General features: G+C 69.3%; 16 protein-coding genes. 12 read left to right on the top strand and 4 right to left on the bottom strand.

Translation table 11 applies throughout. The features are described 5' to 3' along the window. Positions 1-59: 59 nt before the first annotated feature. The gene (gene rimO / locus QFW81_RS08950) at positions 60-1424 is read right to left on the bottom strand and encodes a 30S ribosomal protein S12 methylthiotransferase RimO (protein ID WP_280578395.1); all 1365 of its coding nucleotides are present in this window, start codon (positions 1422-1424) and stop codon (positions 60-62) included. 102 nt (positions 1425-1526) lie between these two features. Here rimO and QFW81_RS08945 point away from each other — a divergent pair, with 102 nt between their 5' ends. Genes QFW81_RS08945 through pcp form a run of 8 tightly spaced genes read left to right on the top strand, consistent with a single transcriptional unit; the run spans position 1527 to position 7365 of the window. Further along, complete coding sequence (locus QFW81_RS08945; RefSeq protein WP_280578394.1) at positions 1527-2216, top strand: dienelactone hydrolase family protein; 690 nt, start codon at positions 1527-1529, stop codon at positions 2214-2216. Continuing rightward, entirely contained in the window at positions 2213-2638 is a 426-nt protein-coding gene (locus QFW81_RS08940) for an HIT family protein (protein WP_280578393.1), read from the top strand. Before QFW81_RS08945 ends, QFW81_RS08940 begins: the two co-directional genes overlap by 4 nt. Beyond that, a complete protein-coding gene (gene pxpB, locus QFW81_RS08935) occupies positions 2635-3348 on the top strand; it encodes a 5-oxoprolinase subunit PxpB (protein ID WP_280578392.1) in 714 nt (237 codons plus the stop codon). Before QFW81_RS08940 ends, pxpB begins: the two co-directional genes overlap by 4 nt. After that, positions 3345-4307 carry a 5-oxoprolinase subunit C family protein gene (locus tag QFW81_RS08930; protein WP_280578391.1) on the top strand — a complete coding sequence of 321 codons (963 nt, stop codon included), beginning with the start codon at positions 3345-3347 and terminating at the stop codon, positions 4305-4307. Before pxpB ends, QFW81_RS08930 begins: the two co-directional genes overlap by 4 nt. Then, positions 4300-5055 (top strand): 5-oxoprolinase subunit PxpA, encoded by a 756-nt coding sequence (locus tag QFW81_RS08925; protein WP_280578390.1) that lies wholly within the window; start codon positions 4300-4302, stop codon positions 5053-5055. The genes QFW81_RS08930 and QFW81_RS08925 overlap by 8 nt, the downstream gene beginning before the upstream one ends. Further along, positions 5052-5759: a DUF969 domain-containing protein gene (locus QFW81_RS08920; protein WP_280578389.1), complete on the top strand. Its 708-nt coding sequence runs from the start codon at positions 5052-5054 to the stop codon at positions 5757-5759. Before QFW81_RS08925 ends, QFW81_RS08920 begins: the two co-directional genes overlap by 4 nt. Then, the gene (locus QFW81_RS08915) at positions 5756-6709 is read left to right on the top strand and encodes a DUF979 domain-containing protein (RefSeq protein ID WP_280578388.1); all 954 of its coding nucleotides are present in this window, start codon (positions 5756-5758) and stop codon (positions 6707-6709) included. Before QFW81_RS08920 ends, QFW81_RS08915 begins: the two co-directional genes overlap by 4 nt. Next, the gene (gene pcp, locus QFW81_RS08910) at positions 6706-7365 is read left to right on the top strand and encodes a pyroglutamyl-peptidase I (protein WP_280578387.1); all 660 of its coding nucleotides are present in this window, start codon (positions 6706-6708) and stop codon (positions 7363-7365) included. The genes QFW81_RS08915 and pcp overlap by 4 nt, the downstream gene beginning before the upstream one ends. A 24-nt stretch (positions 7366-7389) precedes the next feature. Here the strand turns inward: pcp and dcd are convergent, their stop codons facing one another. Together dcd and apbC are read right to left on the bottom strand one after the other, a co-directional pair. Beyond that, positions 7390-7962, bottom strand: coding sequence for a dCTP deaminase (gene dcd / locus QFW81_RS08905; protein WP_280578386.1), 573 nt, complete (start codon positions 7960-7962; stop codon positions 7390-7392). 257 nt (positions 7963-8219) lie between these two features. Then, positions 8220-9077 carry an iron-sulfur cluster carrier protein ApbC gene (apbC, locus tag QFW81_RS08900; protein ID WP_280578385.1) on the bottom strand — a complete coding sequence of 286 codons (858 nt, stop codon included), beginning with the start codon at positions 9075-9077 and terminating at the stop codon, positions 8220-8222. A gap of 222 nt (positions 9078-9299) precedes the next feature. Between apbC and QFW81_RS08895 the strand changes: the two genes are divergently transcribed. The 4 genes from QFW81_RS08895 to rnfB all read left to right on the top strand — a co-directional run bounded on the left by QFW81_RS08895 (position 9300) and on the right by rnfB (position 15563). After that, positions 9300-12158, top strand: a complete 2859-nt coding sequence (locus QFW81_RS08895) for a TonB-dependent receptor plug domain-containing protein (RefSeq protein ID WP_280578384.1) — start codon at positions 9300-9302, stop codon at positions 12156-12158. 125 nt (positions 12159-12283) lie between these two features. Then, positions 12284-12730, top strand: coding sequence for a DUF2147 domain-containing protein (locus tag QFW81_RS08890; protein WP_280578383.1), 447 nt, complete (start codon positions 12284-12286; stop codon positions 12728-12730). 258 nt (positions 12731-12988) lie between these two features. Beyond that, entirely contained in the window at positions 12989-15106 is a 2118-nt protein-coding gene (gene metG / locus QFW81_RS08885) for a methionine--tRNA ligase (protein ID WP_280578382.1), read from the top strand. 22 nt (positions 15107-15128) lie between these two features. After that, positions 15129-15563 carry an Rnf electron transport complex subunit RnfB gene (rnfB, locus tag QFW81_RS08880; RefSeq protein ID WP_425604001.1) on the top strand — a complete coding sequence of 145 codons (435 nt, stop codon included), beginning with the start codon at positions 15129-15131 and terminating at the stop codon, positions 15561-15563. Between the two features lie 187 nt (positions 15564-15750). Here rnfB and QFW81_RS08875 read toward each other — a convergent pair whose 3' ends face one another. Then, positions 15751-16716, bottom strand: coding sequence for a TraB/GumN family protein (locus tag QFW81_RS08875; RefSeq protein ID WP_280578381.1), 966 nt, complete (start codon positions 16714-16716; stop codon positions 15751-15753). Between the last annotated feature and the right edge of the window lie 66 nt (positions 16717-16782).

Genomic DNA, 16782 nt, shown 5'->3' with positions numbered 1-16782 from the left:
TCGTCGAACACCTCTCCGCGCTCGCACTCCCGGCAGCCGGGCCCGCAAGGGCGCAGGGCTCAGTCCAGCACGCGCAGCGGCGCGAGCGTCTCGCCGTACAGGTCGTGCTCGTCGCTGCCCAGGATCCGCACGTCGACGAAGTCTCCCGGTTGCAGTCCAGCATCGCGGCCATCCTGCACCTGCACCACGCCGTCGATCTCCGGCGCATCGGCCATCGAGCGGGCGATGGCGAGCTCGCCGTCGACCAGGTCGACCAGGCAGCGCTGCACGCTGCCGACTTTCGCTTCGAGCTTCTGCGCGGAGATCTCCGCCTGCACCTCCATGAACCGCGCCAGCCGCGCCTGCTTCACCGCCTCGGGCACGGCATCGGGCAGCGCGTTCGCGGTGGCGCCCGCGACCGGCGAATAGGCGAACGCACCGACCCGGTCCAGCCGCACCTCGCGCAGGAAATCGAGCAGTTCCTCGAACTCGGCCTCGGTCTCGCCGGGGAAGCCGACGATGAAGGTGCTGCGGATCGTCAGTTCGGGGCAGATCGCGCGCCAGCTTGCGATGCGCTCGATCACCCGGTCCACCGCGCCCGGGCGCTTCATCAGCCGCAGGATGCGCGGGCTGGCGTGCTGGAACGGGATGTCCAGATAGGGCAGCAGGCGGCCTTCGGCCATCAGCGGGATGGTGTCGTCCACGTGCGGGTACGGGTACACGTAGTGTAGCCGCGTCCACACGCCCAGTTCGGACAGGCCCTCGCACAGCGCCTTCATCCGCGTCTGATACGCGCGGCCGCGCCATTCCCGTTCGGCGTACCGCAGGTCGACGCCGTAGGCGGACGTGTCCTGCGAGACCACCAGCAGTTCCCGCACCCCGCCGCGCTCGACCAGCCGTTCGGCCTCGCGCAGCACCTCGTCCACCGGGCGCGAGACCAGGTCGCCGCGCATCGAGGGGATGATGCAGAAGCTGCAGCGATGGTTGCAGCCTTCGGAAATCTTGAGATACGCGTAGTGCTTCGGCGTGAGCTTGATGCCGACCTCGTCCTCGCGCGCGCGCCGCGGTAGCAGGTCGAGGAACGGATCGTGCGTCGGCGGCAACGCGCGATGCACTGCGCCCATCACGCTGTCGTAGTCCTGCGGCCCGCTGATCGAGAGCACGTCCGGGTATTGTTCACGGATCAGCTCCGAACGCTTGCCCAGGCAGCCGGTCACGATCACCTTGCCGTTCTCGGCCATCGCCTCGCCGATCGCATCCAGCGATTCGGCCACCGCCGAATCGATGAAGCCGCAGGTGTTCACCACCACCACGTCGGCATCGTCGTAGCTCTGGACCAGGTCGTAGCCCTCGACCCGCAGCTGGGTGAGGATGCGCTCGGAATCCACCAGCGCCTTGGGGCAGCCGAGGCTGACGAAACCGACCTTGGGACTGGCAGCGGGCATGAGGGACCGGACGCGGACGGGGACGCGCGACGCACCGACGCGTCACGGGGCGCGAATTATAGCCTCGGCTAGAATCGGGCCTCCGCCGGATGGAGCCTGCGCATGGGCCGCGACATCGTCATCCACGGGCCGCAGGGGCCGGCCGACGCCTGGCGCGCCGATCCGCCCGGACACGCCGCCGCGCTGGGCGCGGTGGTGGTGGTGCAGGAGATCTTCGGCGTCAACGCCCATATCCGCAGCGTGGCCGAGGGGTTCGCGGCGGCCGGTTACGTGGCGCTGGCGCCTTCGCTGTTCGACCCGGTGGCCCGCAATGTCGAGCTGGGCTACGACGAGGCCGGCTTCGCGCGCGGACGGGCGCTCGTCGAGGAACTGGGCACCGGACGGGCGGTGGCGGTGATCGGGGCCGCGGCGGAGCAGCTGCGCGGCGAGGGCCTGAAGACGGCGGTGGCCGGCTTCTGCTGGGGCGGCAGCATGGCTCTGCTCGCCAATACACGGCTCGGGTTGCCGGCGGTGTCCTACTACGGCGCGCGCTCGCGCCCGTTTCTGGGAGAACCGCTGCGGGCGCCGATGCTGTTCCACTTCGGAGGAGAGGACGCGACGACCCCCGCGGACGACATCCAGGCCCACCGCGACGCGTGGCCCGAAGCCGAGATCCACGTCTATCCCGGCGCCGGCCATGCCTTCAACCGCGACGTCGATCCCCGCCACTTCCATCCAGCCAGCGCGGCGCTTGCGCGCAAGCGTACGCTGGCCTTCCTCGATGCCGCGCTGCGCGGCCCGGAGGCACCATGAACACGAATGCCCACGGCCCCTACGCGCTCGATCCGCAGCTCGCGAGCGATACCCATCCACTCGCCACGCTCGACCTGTGCGAGCTGCGGCTGATGGACGACGCCAACTACCCGTGGCTGGTGCTGGTGCCGCGCGTGGCCGGCGCGCGCGAAATGCTCGACCTCGACGCCACCCAGCGCCACCGCCTGACCGACGAGATTGATCTGGCCGGACGCGCGCTGCGCGAGGTCTTCCACCCGTTCAAGCTCAACGTGGCCGCCCTGGGCAACCTGGTGCCGCAGTTGCACGTGCACGTGATCGCACGCTTCGAGAACGATCCCGCCTGGCCGGCGCCGGTCTGGGGGCGCGTGGCCGCGCGCCCGTACTCGCCCGACGCGCTGGTCGGGCGCATCCGCCTGCTCGAGGCCGCGCTGCGCGCGTGAGCGGCCTCACGATCGAGCCGCTCGGCGAGGACGCGCTGCTGCTGCGCCTGGACCGCCGCATCGATCCGGCCGTGAACGCGCGCGTGCACGCGCTGGTGCGGCGGATCGAGGCGGCCGGGCTGCCGTGGGTGCGCGAAGTGGTGCCGGCGTACGCATCGCTCGCGGTCTGCCTCGCGCAGGACGCCTGCGATCGCCTCCACGACACGGGTTATGCGGCGGAAGCGCTGCGTGCCCTGCTGGCGGGCGATGACGAACCGCACGCATCGCCTGAGGCCTCCCTGCCGGCGATCGAGGTGCCGGTCTGCCATCTCCCGGCGTTCGCACCCGACCTGGAGGCGGTGGCCGCGCACGCGGGACTCTCCGCGGCCGAGGTGGTCGCCTTGCATTGCGCGGGCGACTACCGGGTGGCGATGACCGGGTTCGCTCCGGGCTTCCCGTACCTGCTCGGACTCGACCCGCGCCTTGCGATTCCGCGCCGGAGTACGCCGCGCACCCACGTGCCCGCCGGCAGCGTGGCGATCGGCGGCGCCCAGACCGGCATCTATCCGCGCGAAGGTCCGGGCGGCTGGCATCTGGTCGGGCGCACGCCGGTCGCGCTGTTCGACCCCCGTCGCGATCCGCCCTGCCTGCTGCCGGCCGGCGCGCGCGTGCGCTTCGTGGCGATCGACGAGGCCGCGTTCCGCGCCGCATGCGGGCGCGGCGCGGCATGAGCATCGAAGTCCTCTCGCCGGGGCTGGCGACGCTGCTGCAGGACGGCGGTCGCCAGGGCCTGCGTCATCTCGGCGTCGGCGGCGCGGGTGCGCTGGATCCGTGGGCCTTCGCGCTTGCGAACCTGGTCGTCGGCAATCCCGCCGGCACCGCGGCACTGGAGATCACCCTGTCGGGCCCGACGCTGCGCTTCCACCGCGCGGCGCGCATCGCACTGTGCGGCGCCCCGGTCGACGCCGAAGTCGGCGGCGCGCCGGTGCCCGGCCATCGTCCGCTCGACCTGCCCCCCGGCAGCACGCTGCGGATCGGCCGCTGCACGGAAGGCGCCCGCGCCTACCTGGCGATCGCAGGCGGCGTGCGCTCCGAGGCGATCCTGGGCAGCGCGAGCACCGACCTGCGCGGCGGATTCGGGGGCCACGCGGGCCGCGCCCTGTGCCGGGGCGACCGCCTGGCGCTTGCCGCACCGTCCGCCGGGGCCGCGACGCTGCACATCGCACCGTGGTGGATCGACCCGGCGTTCGACGACCGGCCCGCGGGCGCGGAGCCGCTGGTGCGCGTCCTGCCGGGCAGCGACGCGACCGCGCCACCCGCTGCGCTGCACGGCCGCGCCTGGACCGTGCGCGCCGACAGCAATCGTCAGGGGCTGCGGCTGGCGGGGCCCGTGCTCACCGCGGCCGATGGCGGCGAGCGCGTCTCCGAACCGGTGATGCCCGGCACGATCCAGCTGCCGGCCGACGGCCAGCCCATCGTGCTGCTCGCCGACGCCCAGACGCACGGCGGTTACCCGCGCATCGGCCACGCGATCCGCGCCGACTGGCCGCTGCTGGCCCAGCTGCGGCCCGGCGACCGGGTGCGCTTCGCGCCCTGCACGCCCGGCGAGGCCCGCGACGCGCTTTGCCGCCAGCGCCAGCGCCTGCATAGAATCGCGCTGGCCCTCGACGCGAAGCGCGCACTTGCCTGACCGCATCGACTTCAACTGCGACCTCGGCGAAGGCTGTGGCGACGACGCCGCGATCGTGCCGCACATCAGCTCGGCCAGCATCGCCTGCGGCGGCCATGCCGGCAGCGACGAGACCATGCAGGCAGCTGTCGCGCTGTGCCTTGCGCATGGCGTGGCGATCGGCGCGCACCCGTCGTTCGTCGATCGCGAGCACTTCGGCCGGCGCGAACTCGGCCTCGGCCCCGGCGCCATCCACGTCCTGGTACTGGCCCAGGTACGGCGGCTGGCGGCACTCTGCGACGCCGCTGGCGCGCGCCTGCGGCACGTCAAGCCGCACGGCGCGCTGTACAACCTCGCTGCGCGCGACATCGACGTCGCCGATGCCATCGCGGCGGCGGTCCATGCCATCGATCCGACGCTGCGGCTGTACGCGCTGTCCGGCTCGGCCCTGGCCGAGGCCGGTCGTCTCGCCGGCCTGCCCGTCGCCGAGGAAGCCTTCGCCGAACGCAGTTACGGCGCCGATGGCCGCCTCACGCCACGCGACCTTCCCGGCGCGGTGATCGAGGACCTCGAAGCGGCATTGGCCCAGGTCCGCACGATGCTGCGCGAGGGTGTGGTGGTCGCGCTCGACGGCAGTCGTGTCCCGCTGCGCGCCGACACCCTGTGCCTGCACGGCGATCGCCCGGACGCACCGCGCTTCGCCGCCGCGCTGCGGGCCGCGCTGGAAGCCGAAGGCATCCGCGTTCTCGCACCGGACGCGGCGGCATGAACTGGTGGCCGCTGCTCGGCATCGCCCTGGTCGTCCTCGGCTTCGTGCTGCGGCTCAATCCCGCGCTGGTGGTGGTGGCCGCCGGCATCGCCACCGGCCTGCTCGCGGGGATCGCCCCGCTGGACGTGCTGGCGCTGATCGGCGAGGCCTTCACCAAGCAGCGCTACCTCGCGCTGTTCCTGCTCACGCTGCCGGCGATCGGCCTGCTCGAGCGCCACGGCCTGAAGGAACGCGCGCAGCAGTGGATCGCGCGCCTGCGCGGTGCCACCGCCGGTCGCGCGCTCACGGCGTATCTGGGCGGCCGGCAACTGCTGTCGGCACTGGGCTTGGTCGATCTCGGGGGGCACGCGCAGACGGTGCGCCCGCTGATGGCTCCGATGGCGGTCGGTGCCGCCGAGAACGCCCACGGCAGGTTGCCGGAGGCCACCCGTGAGCGGATCAAGGCGATGACCGCCGCCAGCGAGAACGTCGGCCGCTTCTTCGGCGAAGACGTGTTCATCGCCTTCGGCGCGGTGCTGCTGATGCAGGGCTTCTTCGCCGAACACGGCATCGTGCTCGAACCGTTACACATCGCGCTGTGGGGCATTCCCACGGCGATCTGCGCCTTCCTCATCCACGCCTCGCGGCTGTTGCGGATGGACGCGCAGCTTGCGCGCGAGGCAGCGGCACTGCGGGACGCGGCAAACCGGGAACCGGCCGCGTGATCACCCTGCAGATGATCTACTGGCTCGCCGGCATCTACCTGCTGGCGGTGGCCGCGCTCGGCCTGCGCGATCGCCACAATCCGCGCCGCCACGCGACCGCGCTGTTCTGGGGTCTGCTCGGGCTGATGTTCCTGGCAGCGGACCGGCTGGCGCCCGTCGTGGTCGGCGTCGTGGTCGTGGTGCTGGCCTGCCTGGCCGGATTCGGAGGGCTCGGTCGCGGGCGCTACGACGAGCCTTCGGACGAGGCGAAACGGATCGAAGCCACGCGCCTGGGCAACCGCCTGTTCTGGCCTGCGCTGCTGATCCCCGGGGTCTGCGTGCTGCTGGCGGTGGTGCTGAAGGACGTGGCCTTCGGCGGCGTCTACCTGCTGGGGCGCGAGCAGACCACCCTGGTCGCGCTCGGCATCGCCTGCGTGGTCGCGGCGGTCGCCGCCTGCCGGTTGACGCGGCAGACGCCCTGGAGCGCGGTGGAGCAGTCGCGTCGGCTGATCGATGCCGTCGGCTGGGCCGCGCTGCTGCCCTTGCTGCTGGCCACGCTGGGCGGCGTGTTCGCGGCCGCGGGCGTGGGCGAGGCGGTGGCGGCGCTGGTGGAAATGGCGATCCCGGTCGACAACCGCTTCGTGGTGGTACTCGCCTACGCGCTGGGCATGGCGCTGTTCACGATGGTCATGGGCAACGCCTTCGCCGCCTTCCCGGTGATGACCGCGGGCATCGGCCTGCCGCTGCTGGTGCAGCTGCACGGGGCCGATGCCGCGCCGCTGGCCGCGATCGGCATGCTCTCGGGCTACTGCGGCACCCTGCTCACGCCGATGGCGGCGAACTTCAATTTGGTGCCCGCCGCGCTGCTGGAACTCAAGGACCCCAATGCGGTGATCCGCCAGCAGGTCGCCACCGCGTTGCCGCTGCTGGCGTGCAATATCGTGCTGATGTACCTGATCGTCTTCCGATGAGCACCCGGCACCCACGCATGCGCCACGTGCTGCTTGCCGGCTTCGCGCCGTTCGACGGCGCCGCGGGCAATCCGAGCTGGGACGCGGCGCGCGTGCTCGATGGGGAGGAGATCGCGGGTCATCGCGTGGTCGCGCGTCGACTGCCGGTCGAGTTCGGCGTGGCGCGCGATGCGCTGCGGCGCGCGATCCTCGAGGTGCGTCCCGCGCTGGTGCTGTGCACGGGCCTCGCCTCCGGTCGCGACAAGATCTCGCTCGAGCGCGTGGCGATCAACGTCGACGATGCCCGCATCCCCGACAACGCGGGCCGCCAGCCGGTCGACCTCGCCGTGGTGCGCGGCGGCCCGGCGGCCTATTTCTCGACCCTGCCGATCAAGGCGATGTACGCCGCGATCCGCGAAGCCGGGATTCCGGCCGAAGTCTCGCAGAGCGCCGGCACCTACGTCTGCAATCACGTGTTCTACGGCATGATGCACATGCTTCGCCGGCGCAGGATCCGGGCGGGCTTCGTACACGTCCCTCCGGCGATCGACAACGCCGCCGCGGGCACCCCGGGCGCGCTGCCGCTGGAATCGATCGTGGAAGCGCTGCGCATCGCCCTCCGCGTCGCACTCAGCACGCCGCACGACCGGCGCATCGGCGCGGGCGCGACGGAATAGGGGCGCGCCTCGCTGCGCGCCAACTCAGGTCTTCGGCAACGTGACGCCGGTCTGTCCCTGGTACTTGCCGCCGCGGTCGCGGTACGAGGTCTCGCACACGTCGTCGGCATCCGACTGGAAGAACAGCATCTGCGCCACGCCCTCGTTGGCGTAGATCCGCGCCGGCAGCGGCGTGGTATTGCTGAACTCGAGGGTCACGTGTCCTTCCCACTCCGGCTCCAGCGGCGTGACGTTGACGATGATGCCGCAGCGCGCGTAGGTGCTCTTGCCCAGGCACACCACCAGGGTGTCGCGCGGGATGCGGAAGTACTCGACCGTGCGCGCCAGCGCGAAGCTGTTGGGCGGGATGATGCACTCGTCGGCTTCGATGTCGACGAAGCTCTTCGGGTCGAACCGTTTGGGATCGACGATGGTCGAGTTGATGTTGGTGAAGATCTTGAACTCGCGCGAGCAGCGCACGTCGTAGCCGTAGCTGGAGGTGCCGTAGCTGACGATGCGACCGCCGGCGGCTTCCTTCACCTGACCCGGCTCGTAGGGTTCGATCATGCCGTGCTGCTCGGACATGCGCCGGATCCAGCGGTCGCTCTTGATGCTCATGCGGTGCGGAGTTCCCTGCGGCCACGCGGCCCTGAACCCGGCATTGTAGGGCGGGCCCCGGCCCGCCGTCAGCCGTCGATCCCCGCTGGTTCTGCGCATCGCGCCGGGTGCCTCACGCTCGGAGGTGGCACAAGGCCGGAAGCGTAGTTGCCCCACTCGTCGATGGTCGCAGGGATCGAAGCGCCCGGGTACGCCTGCGCCGGCGCCGGATCGCAGGCGCTCACCCGGACAGCGCTGCTGCGCAGATCCAGGCCGATTTACAGGAGTGAAGCGGAAATGCCCCGCGGCGCGCGCGGACGCTTCTCGAGTTCCTCGCGCAGGCGCTCGGCAGTGGCGCGGTAGGCCGCGGCGGCGGCCGAGCCCGGGGACGCGGCCACGATTGGCACGCCGGCGTCGCCCTGCGCGCGGATCCCGATCTCCAGCGGCAGCGATCCCAGCAGCGGCACGCCGTACTGCGCGGCCATTCGCTCGCCGCCGCCGTGCCCGAACAGGTGCTCGACATGGCCGCAGTTCGAGCACACGTGCTGGGCCATGTTCTCCACCAGCCCCAGGACTGCCACCTCCACCTTCTCGAACATCCGCAGCGCCTTGCGCGCATCGAGCGTGGCCACGTCCTGCGGCGTGGTCACCACCACCGCGCCGGCGACCGGGATCTTCTGCGCGAGCGTGAGCTGGATGTCGCCGGTTCCCGGCGGCAGGTCGACGATCAGGTAATCCAGCCCCTCTTCACCCCCCCACAGCGTGTCGTTGAGCAACTGGGTGAGCGCCGAAGTCGCCATCGGCCCGCGCCAGATCATCGGCGTGTCGGCGTCGACCAGGAACCCGATCGACATCGCCTCGATCCCGTGCGCCCGCATCGGCAGGATCGACTTGCCGTCCGGACTGTCGGGCTTGCCCGACAGGCCCAGCATCGTCGGGATGCTCGGTCCGTAGACATCCGCGTCGAGCACCCCGACCCGGGCACCCTCGGCCGCGAGCGCCAGCGCCAGGTTCACCGCCGTGGTCGACTTCCCCACCCCGCCCTTGCCCGAGCCGATGGCGAGGATGTTGCGGATGCGGGGATGGGGCGACAGTTTCGGCTGGACGGAACGACCGGGAACTTGCGGGAGCGTCATCTCGACAATTCTAAGCCCCGGCGAGGATTTTCGAGGCCCGTCGCCCCCGCGAATAGGCGTGCTAACAGATTGCGATGACACTGTTTGCAGTGTTTGTTCCGTCGGTTAACCATATGTTAAGTTCGGGACGTCGGGCCTTCACCCGATCCTTCGCGGACCTCGCGTGTGCCGGACCTTGTCCGGAATGGGTCCGCCTGTCTTCCCCACTTGGAATCAGACCACATGACGATTCGACACACCCGCCCGCGACCGAGCCGCCTGAGCTCGGCGCTGATGACCGCCGTAATGCTGAGTTCGACCGGCGCCGGATTCGCCCAGGACGTTGACGGGCAGGACGCCTCCGACACGCCGACCACCGCCCGCACCCTCGACAAGGTCACCGTAACCGGCTCGCTGATCCCGCAGAGTCAGATCGAGACAGCGACGCCGGTGACCGTGATCTCCGCGGAAGACATCCAGATGCGCGGCTTCCAGAGCGTCTCCGATGTTCTCCAGCAATCGAGCTTCGCGACAGGCGGAATTCAGGGCGGCCAGACCAGCGCGTCCTTCACCCAGGGCGCCGAGGCTGCAAGCATGTTCGGCCTCGACCCGGGCTACACCAAATATCTGATCAACGGCCGCCCGATGGCCAATTACCCAGCCCTCTACAATGGCTCGGACGTGTTCAACAATATCAGCGGCATTCCCGTAGCGCTGATCGACCGCATTGAAGTCCTGCCTGGAGGCCAGTCGTCGCTGTACGGATCGGACGCGATCGCCGGCGTCGTCAACGTCATCCTGAAGAAGACGGTCGAAGAGGGTGAGTTTTCTGTGCGCGGGGGCTTTTTCAGCGAGGGTGGTGGCGACAGCGTCCGTTTCACCTTCGCCGACAGCTTCAGCAGCGCGGATGGCCGGTTCAACACCCTCCTAGGCGTCCAGCTCGATACCCGCGACCCCGTGTGGGGTTACCAGCGCGACCTGTCGAGCACCTACAACTTCGATGGCTACACTGCCGCGGCTCCCAGCCGTGATTTCGTGGTGCTCGACGCGTTCGACGGCACGTACTACTTCACCGATCCCAACAACTGCGAGAACACCACCGGTAATTTCAGCGGGAGCACGCAGCAGTTCACGCGTCCCAACTTCGGGACCTACTGTGGTTCGTTCCAGAGTCCGGGCTATCGCACCTTGCGCAACGGCAAGGATGCCGGTCAGATTTACTCCTACAGCACGTTCGATCTGAGCGACACTACTCAGCTGTACGCGGAAGTGATGGGACTGTACGAGGAAGTGGAATACGCCACCGGTTCGAACTACACCTGGTGGGGAACCGGCGTAACGTTCGGCGCTTTCTACGATCCCAACATTCCGGACACACTGGTCAACCTGCAGCGGTCCTTCGCGCCGGAGGACATCGGCGGCGAGGGCTACCGCGACATCACCAACACCGACACCAACAAGGCCTTGACTGTCACCTTCGGTGCCAACGGCATGCTGGGCGAATGGGACTACAACGCCTACGTGTCGCGAGCGGAGTACCGCCTGACCGAAACCAACTGGGTCAGGTTCCGCGATCCGATCGACAACTATTTCCTGGAGAATGTGCTCGGCCCGCAGCAGGGCGTGGACCCGTTTTTCGGCGTCTACCCCGTCTTCACCCCCGACTACGCCGCGTTCTACTCCCCGATCGATCCGGAGGATTTCCGCTCGTTCACCGGCTTCGTCGATAGCGAATCGCGGACCTGGGACAACCTGGCGCACTTCCAGCTGACCAGCACTTCGCTGTTCTCGCTCCCCGGAGGCGACGCGGGGTTCGCGGTAGCGGCGGAGGTAGGCAACGAGGGTTGGGACTACAGCCCGGACGCCCGCATGATCGAGGATCCCGACACGCTGCTTTCGGAGATCTGGGGGCAGACCTCGGTAAGCGGTGCGGGACGCCGCAGCCGCTACTCTCTGACCAGCGAGCTGCGCATGCCGTTGTTCGAACCGCTGACGGTCACCGCTTCGGCACGCTACGACGCATTCGAGATCGCCGACGAGACCGTGGACAAGCCGACCTGGAGCCTGGGCGTGGAATACCGTCCGCTCGAGAGCCTGCTGCTGCGTGGCAAGATCGGCACCGCTTTCCGCGCGCCGTCGCTGGCCGACACGTTCCAGGGTCTCAGCGGGTACTACAGCTCGGTGACCGACTACTACCGCTGCGGGGAAGCCGGCTTCGAGCCCGGGAACACCGACGACTGTACATGGGACAGCGAGCAGTTCTTCGGACAGTCCTCCGGCAACCGCGAGCTTGAGCCGATCGAGGCGGACGTCTGGAATGCCGGCGTGGTCTGGTCGCCTACCTCCAGCCTGTCGATGGCTGTGGACTACTACAGCTGGCAGATCGAGAACGAGGTGGACTCGATCAGTGCCGATGGCTTGATGCGCGGCGAATACTACTGCCGCTCGGCAGCGGATGGCACGCCGATTACCGCGTGCGAGAACATCCTGGAATGGGTATCGCGCGGACCGAACGGCGAGCTGGTCTCCCTGTATACGCCGAAGGTCAACATCGCCAAGCAGAGCCTCGAGCTGGTGACCGCGAGCCTGAACTACATGCTGGACATCGGCAACTTCGGAAGCCTGTCCTTCGCCGGCAATTACACCAACAAGATTCGCCACAAGCTGCAGGCCACTCCGGAGACACCGGGGGTGGACCTGCTGCGCGATCCGTACTCGATGTGGATCTACGACTCCTACGCCAAGACCCGCACCGATGGTTCGGTCGCATGGGCGAAGGGCGACTGGACCACGACCCTGTATGCCAACCGGATCGGCTCAACGCCGAATTACCTGGCGTACGCGCAGGGCTACGGATACGAGCATCCGAGCGGGCAGACGGGCGGCAAGTGGGCGCCTTACATCACCTACAACACCAGTGTGAACTGGCGTGCCACCGAGGACCTCACGCTCTCGATGATGGTGAACAACGTGCTCAACAAGATGCCCGATGAGCAGGCGGAGAACCATCCCGGCACGACCGGCACGCCCTGGAACAACTACTACTTCGACATTCTGGGTCGTGCCGTGTATCTGGAAGCGAAGTACGCGTTCGGGCAATAGACCGCCGACGTGATGACGCAGGAAGCCCGGCCCTGGTCGGGCTTCCTGCTTTCCGGTGAATGGCGATGGGAGGACAGACCTGTCCCCGCCATGCGATGCGGTATAAGGTTCGCCCACAGCGGCGGATGCCGCGTACGGAGAGCACCATGTTCAAGTACATCTGCCTGCTGGCCTTTTCACTGCTGCCCATGCAGGCGGCCGCCGCCGACCCCGCCGAAGGCCGCTGGAAGACCATCGACGACGAGACCGGCCAGGCCAAGTCGATCGTGGAGATCACCCAGGGCGCGAACGGCACGCTGAGCGGGCGGATCGTCGAACTGCTCGCTCCGAGCCGGCCGAACCCGGCCTGCGACAAGTGCAAGGACGACCGCAAGGGCAAGCCGATCACCGGGATGGAGATCATTCGCGGCATGAAGCCCGATGGCGACGCCTATTCCGGCGGCACGATCCTCAAGCCGGACGAGGGCAAGGTGTACAAGTCGAAGATGGAACTGCTCGAGGGCGGGGGCAAGCTCGAGGTCTCGGGCTGCGTCGCCTTCATCTGCAAGTCGCAGGTCTGGGTGCGGCAGTAGCCGCCCCAGGCATCCCCGCCGGCCCGGCCTGCGCCGGGCTTCGCGCAACCCGCTTTCGCGCGGGTTGTGCTCGTGCCGGCGGGAAGCAGCGGGCTCCCGGCGGTCCGCGACGCCCGTGAGCGCATGGGCCCGTGAGCGTATGGGTGGATAAGCGCATGAGCACGGCCCGGAACAAGCACGAACACCAGCGCCGGCACGCACGCCAGGAGAGGCGTGGGGTCATGCGATAATCGCGGCCCCTCGCCGTCGCCCGCCTCCATGCCCCGCCCCGCGATCGTCTCCAGTGCCCTGCCCTACGGCAACGGCCACCTGCACATCGGCCACCTGGTCGGCTACATCCAGGCCGACATCTGGGTGCGCGCGCGGCGCATGGCGGGCGGCACGGTGCACTTCGTGTGCGCCAACGATACCCACGGCACGCCGATCATGCTCGCCGCCGAGAAGGCCGGCGTGGCGCCCGAGGAGTTCATCCAGGTCACGCAGGCGAGCCAGCAGCGCGATTTCGCCGATTTCTCCGTCGACTTCGACTGGTACCACTCCACGCATTCGGCCGAGAACCGCGAGCTGACCGAGCGCTTCTACGCCACGCTCGAGGCCGGCGGGCATATCGCGCGACGCTCGATCGAGCAGCTCTACGATCCGGTCAAGGCGATGTTCCTGCCCGACCGCTACGTCAAGGGCACCTGCCCGGTGTGCGGCACCGAGGACCAGTACGGCGACAACTGCGAGAACTGCGGCGCGACCTATTCGCCGACCGAGCTGAAGAACCCGCGCTCGGTGGTCTCGGGCGCGACGCCCGAGCTGCGTGCGTCCGAACACTTCTTCTTCCAGGTCGGCGACTTCACCAGCGTGCTGCGCGACTGGCTGCAGGGCGACGTCGGCATCCCCGGAGTCAAGGCCAAGCTGCGCGAGTGGATCGACGCCGAGGGCGGCCTGCGCGACTGGGACATCTCGCGCGACGCACCGTATTTCGGCTTCGAGATCCCGGGCCATCCGGGCAAATACTTCTACGTCTGGCTCGACGCGCCGATCGGCTACCTGTCGAGCCTGCTGGCGCTCGCCCGCAGCGGCCGCAAGCCCGGCTTCGACGAGGCAGCGTTCGAAATGATGCTGCAGCCCGGCGACCATGCCGAACTGCGCCACTTCATCGGCAAGGACATCGTCAACTTCCACGGCCTGTTCTGGCCGGCGGTGCTGGCGGGCAACGGCCTGCGCCTGCCCGAACGGCTGCACGTCAATGGCTACCTGATGGTCAATGGCGACAAGATGTCCAAGTCACGCGGCACCTTCGTCATGGCGCGCACCTACCTCGAGAGCGGCCTGGATCCGGAAGCGCTGCGCTACTACTTCGCCACCAAGTCTTCCGGTGGCGTGGACGACGTCGACCTCAACCTGTCCGACTTCGTGGCGCGCGTGAACAGCGATCTGGTCGGCAAGTTCGTCAACATCGCCAGCCGTTGCGCCAGGTTGCTCCAGGGCCACTTCGACAATGTCCTGCCAGGCGACACGACGGCTGGCACGAGCGAAGGCTGGGACGCACAGGCACGCGCCGTACGCGACGGCGTGCGCGAGGCGTGCCTGCTCGCGCCGCAGGACTACGAACTCGGCAATTTCGCCGCCGTGGCGCGCAACGCGATGGCGGCGGCGGACAGCGTCAACGAATACATCGCCCGGACCGCGCCGTGGGCGCTGGCCAAGGACCCTGCCCGCCGCGCCGACCTGCACCTGGTGCTCGGCACCGCGCTGCAGGCCTTCGCCGATATCGCCGGCATGCTCAAGCCGATCCTGCCGGGCATCGTCGCGCGGGTCGAGCACTACCTCGGCGGCGTCGAACTGCGGCCGGGAGGGTTCAGCGAACTCGCCGGCCATACGCTCGACGTCTACACCCCGCTGTTCACCCGCATCGACCCCAAGCAGATCGACGCCATGACCGAAGCCTCGAAGGACACACTCGCCGCCAGGCCCGACGCCGCCACGGTGGCGCCAGCCGTCGCCGGCGCCACGCCCCCGGCGCCCATGCCCGCGTCGGTGGAGAATGCGCCGGCGCACGTCGGCATCGACGACTTCGCCAGGCTCGACCTGCGCATCGGCAAGGTGCTCGAATGCGGGTTCGTCGACGGCTCCGACAAGCTGCTGCGCTTCCTGCTCGATGCCGGCGAGCTCGGCCAGCGCCAGATCTTCTCCGGGATCCGCGCCAGCTACGCCGAGCCGGAGAAACTGGTCGGGCGCAATGTCGTGTTCATCGCCAACCTCGCGCCGCGCAAGATGCGTTTCGGCCTCAGCGAGGGGATGATCCTCTCGGCCGGATTCGACGCCGGCGCCCTCGCCCTGCTCGACGCCGACACCGGCGCCCGGCCCGGCATGCCGGTGCGCTGAGCGCGCCACGCGTCCGATTCCGGTGGCGGCCCCCGTCCGCATCGAACGGCTGGACCGGCTGCTGCCGCAGACGCAGTGCGGGCAGTGCGGTTTCGATGGCTGCCGCCCCTATGCCGAGGCGATGGACCGCGGCGAGGCCGGCGTGGACCGCTGTCCGCCCGGCGGCGACGCGGGCGCACGTGCGCTCGCGCACGTCCTCGGCGTGCCCGCCCGCCCCTACGACCGGGCCCGCGGCGCGTGCAAACCGCCGCAGGTGGCGTGGGTGGTGGAAGCCGACTGCATTGGCTGCACCAAGTGCATCCAGGCCTGCCCGGTCGATGCCATCGTCGGCGGCTCCAAACTGATGCACACGGTCGTCGCGCCCCTGTGCACCGGCTGCGAACTGTGTGTGCCGGCCTGCCCGGTGGACTGCATCGAACTGCGCCCGGGCGCGGCACGCGACGCTGCGGACATCTGACCGCACCGATGGGAAGGCCTCGATGGCCTGCGCACCCGCCAAGCGCGTCGCGACGGCCGGCCCAGTGCTCAGACCCCGACTCGCCCCGTGCCGCCCGCCAGGCGTCCGCGGTCGGAAGGCGGCGTGTCCACGCACCCTCGACGCGCCTTGATAGCACGTCGGGTGGCGTGACCCAGGCGCTGACGCCCTACCGCACCGGGCACGCCGAACAGATGCGCTGGACCTCGTAACCCTTCGCGCGCAGCTTCTCCACCACGCCATCCTCGCCCAGCAGGTGCAGCGCGCCGACCACGACCAGCGTGTCGTCCGTGCCGGCCGCGGACAATTTCGCCTCGAGCTTGGGCACCCAGGCGTCGTTGCGTTCGACATTGATGCGGTGATAGAGCTTCGGAAACTGCTTGCGCATCTCCGCGGCCATGCCGGACCACAGCGCTTCCGCGTCCCCCTGCCGCCAGGCCGCGTGCAGCTTGTCGATTTCCGCGCGACCCTCGTCCGCGGTCTTCAGCGACTCCTGCAGGAACTGCAGCTGTTCGGCCCGGTCCATGCCGTCGAGGAACGCGATCTGCTGGACCCCGGTCTCCAGTCCGCCGGTCGGCTTGCCCGCCTGCGCGGCCTTCTGCGCGAGGTTGCTGTCCAGGCCCAGCGACGGATCGAGCCCGGCCTTGCCCATCTCCACGATCGCCACCATCAGGCCGACGAACCACGGCTCGAACAGCTGCAGTGTCTGCGGCGTCATCTGCAGCTTCTGCAGTTCGGCCGCGTTGGCCTCCAGCCACTCCGCCAGCGCCTGTCGGGTCTCCGCCGGCAGTTCGCTGTCGAGTCCGGTGCCGTCGGTGCGCAGCGCGGCCTGCCCCATCTGCATGCCTAGCGCGGGCGATCCCAGCTCTTCGGGCGGGATCTCGAACACGACCTTCTCCGCATCGGCGAACGCGGCATCCACGTCACGCGACAGCGGATAGTCGTCGGGCTTGAGCAGATGGAACGACCCCAGCAGGTACAGCGCGTTGTCGTCGTCGGAGACCTTCCACAGCAGCGGCACCGGTGCATCGGTGCGCGCGGTGTCGGCATGCAGCGCGCCGGCGAACGCGACGAGTGCGGTGGCCGCGAGGAGGGATCGGATCAGGCGTGGCGCGCGCGCGTGCTGGAATCTCATCGGACATCCATGGTGGTGGTGAGGTAAATCCCGGACATGCCCGGCGAGCCGGGTGTGACGAAACGG

The sequence above is a fragment of the Luteimonas kalidii genome (genome assembly GCF_029887935.1).
GTDB classification, from domain to species: Bacteria; Pseudomonadota; Gammaproteobacteria; order Xanthomonadales; family Xanthomonadaceae; genus Luteimonas; species Luteimonas kalidii.
The sequence above is the reverse complement of the archived record's forward strand: the minus strand, read 5'-3'. Positions and strand labels throughout refer to the sequence as shown.

Coding starts and splice junctions, on each gene's coding strand:
- QFW81_RS08920 (WP_280578389.1), top strand. CDS start 5,052: ATGAACTGGTGGCCGCTGCTCGGCATCGCCCTGGTCGTCCTCGGCTTC.
- QFW81_RS08890 (WP_280578383.1), top strand. CDS start 12,284: ATGCCGCGTACGGAGAGCACCATGTTCAAGTACATCTGCCTGCTGGCC.
- apbC (WP_280578385.1), bottom strand. CDS start 9,077: ATGACGCTCCCGCAAGTTCCCGGTCGTTCCGTCCAGCCGAAACTGTCG.
- metG (WP_280578382.1), top strand. CDS start 12,989: ATGCCCCGCCCCGCGATCGTCTCCAGTGCCCTGCCCTACGGCAACGGC.
- QFW81_RS08940 (WP_280578393.1), top strand. CDS start 2,213: ATGAACACGAATGCCCACGGCCCCTACGCGCTCGATCCGCAGCTCGCG.
- QFW81_RS08945 (WP_280578394.1), top strand. CDS start 1,527: ATGGGCCGCGACATCGTCATCCACGGGCCGCAGGGGCCGGCCGACGCC.
- QFW81_RS08930 (WP_280578391.1), top strand. CDS start 3,345: ATGAGCATCGAAGTCCTCTCGCCGGGGCTGGCGACGCTGCTGCAGGAC.
- QFW81_RS08895 (WP_280578384.1), top strand. CDS start 9,300: ATGACGATTCGACACACCCGCCCGCGACCGAGCCGCCTGAGCTCGGCG.
- dcd (WP_280578386.1), bottom strand. CDS start 7,962: ATGAGCATCAAGAGCGACCGCTGGATCCGGCGCATGTCCGAGCAGCAC.
- rimO (WP_280578395.1), bottom strand. CDS start 1,424: ATGCCCGCTGCCAGTCCCAAGGTCGGTTTCGTCAGCCTCGGCTGCCCC.
- pcp (WP_280578387.1), top strand. CDS start 6,706: ATGAGCACCCGGCACCCACGCATGCGCCACGTGCTGCTTGCCGGCTTC.
- QFW81_RS08875 (WP_280578381.1), bottom strand. CDS start 16,716: ATGAGATTCCAGCACGCGCGCGCGCCACGCCTGATCCGATCCCTCCTC.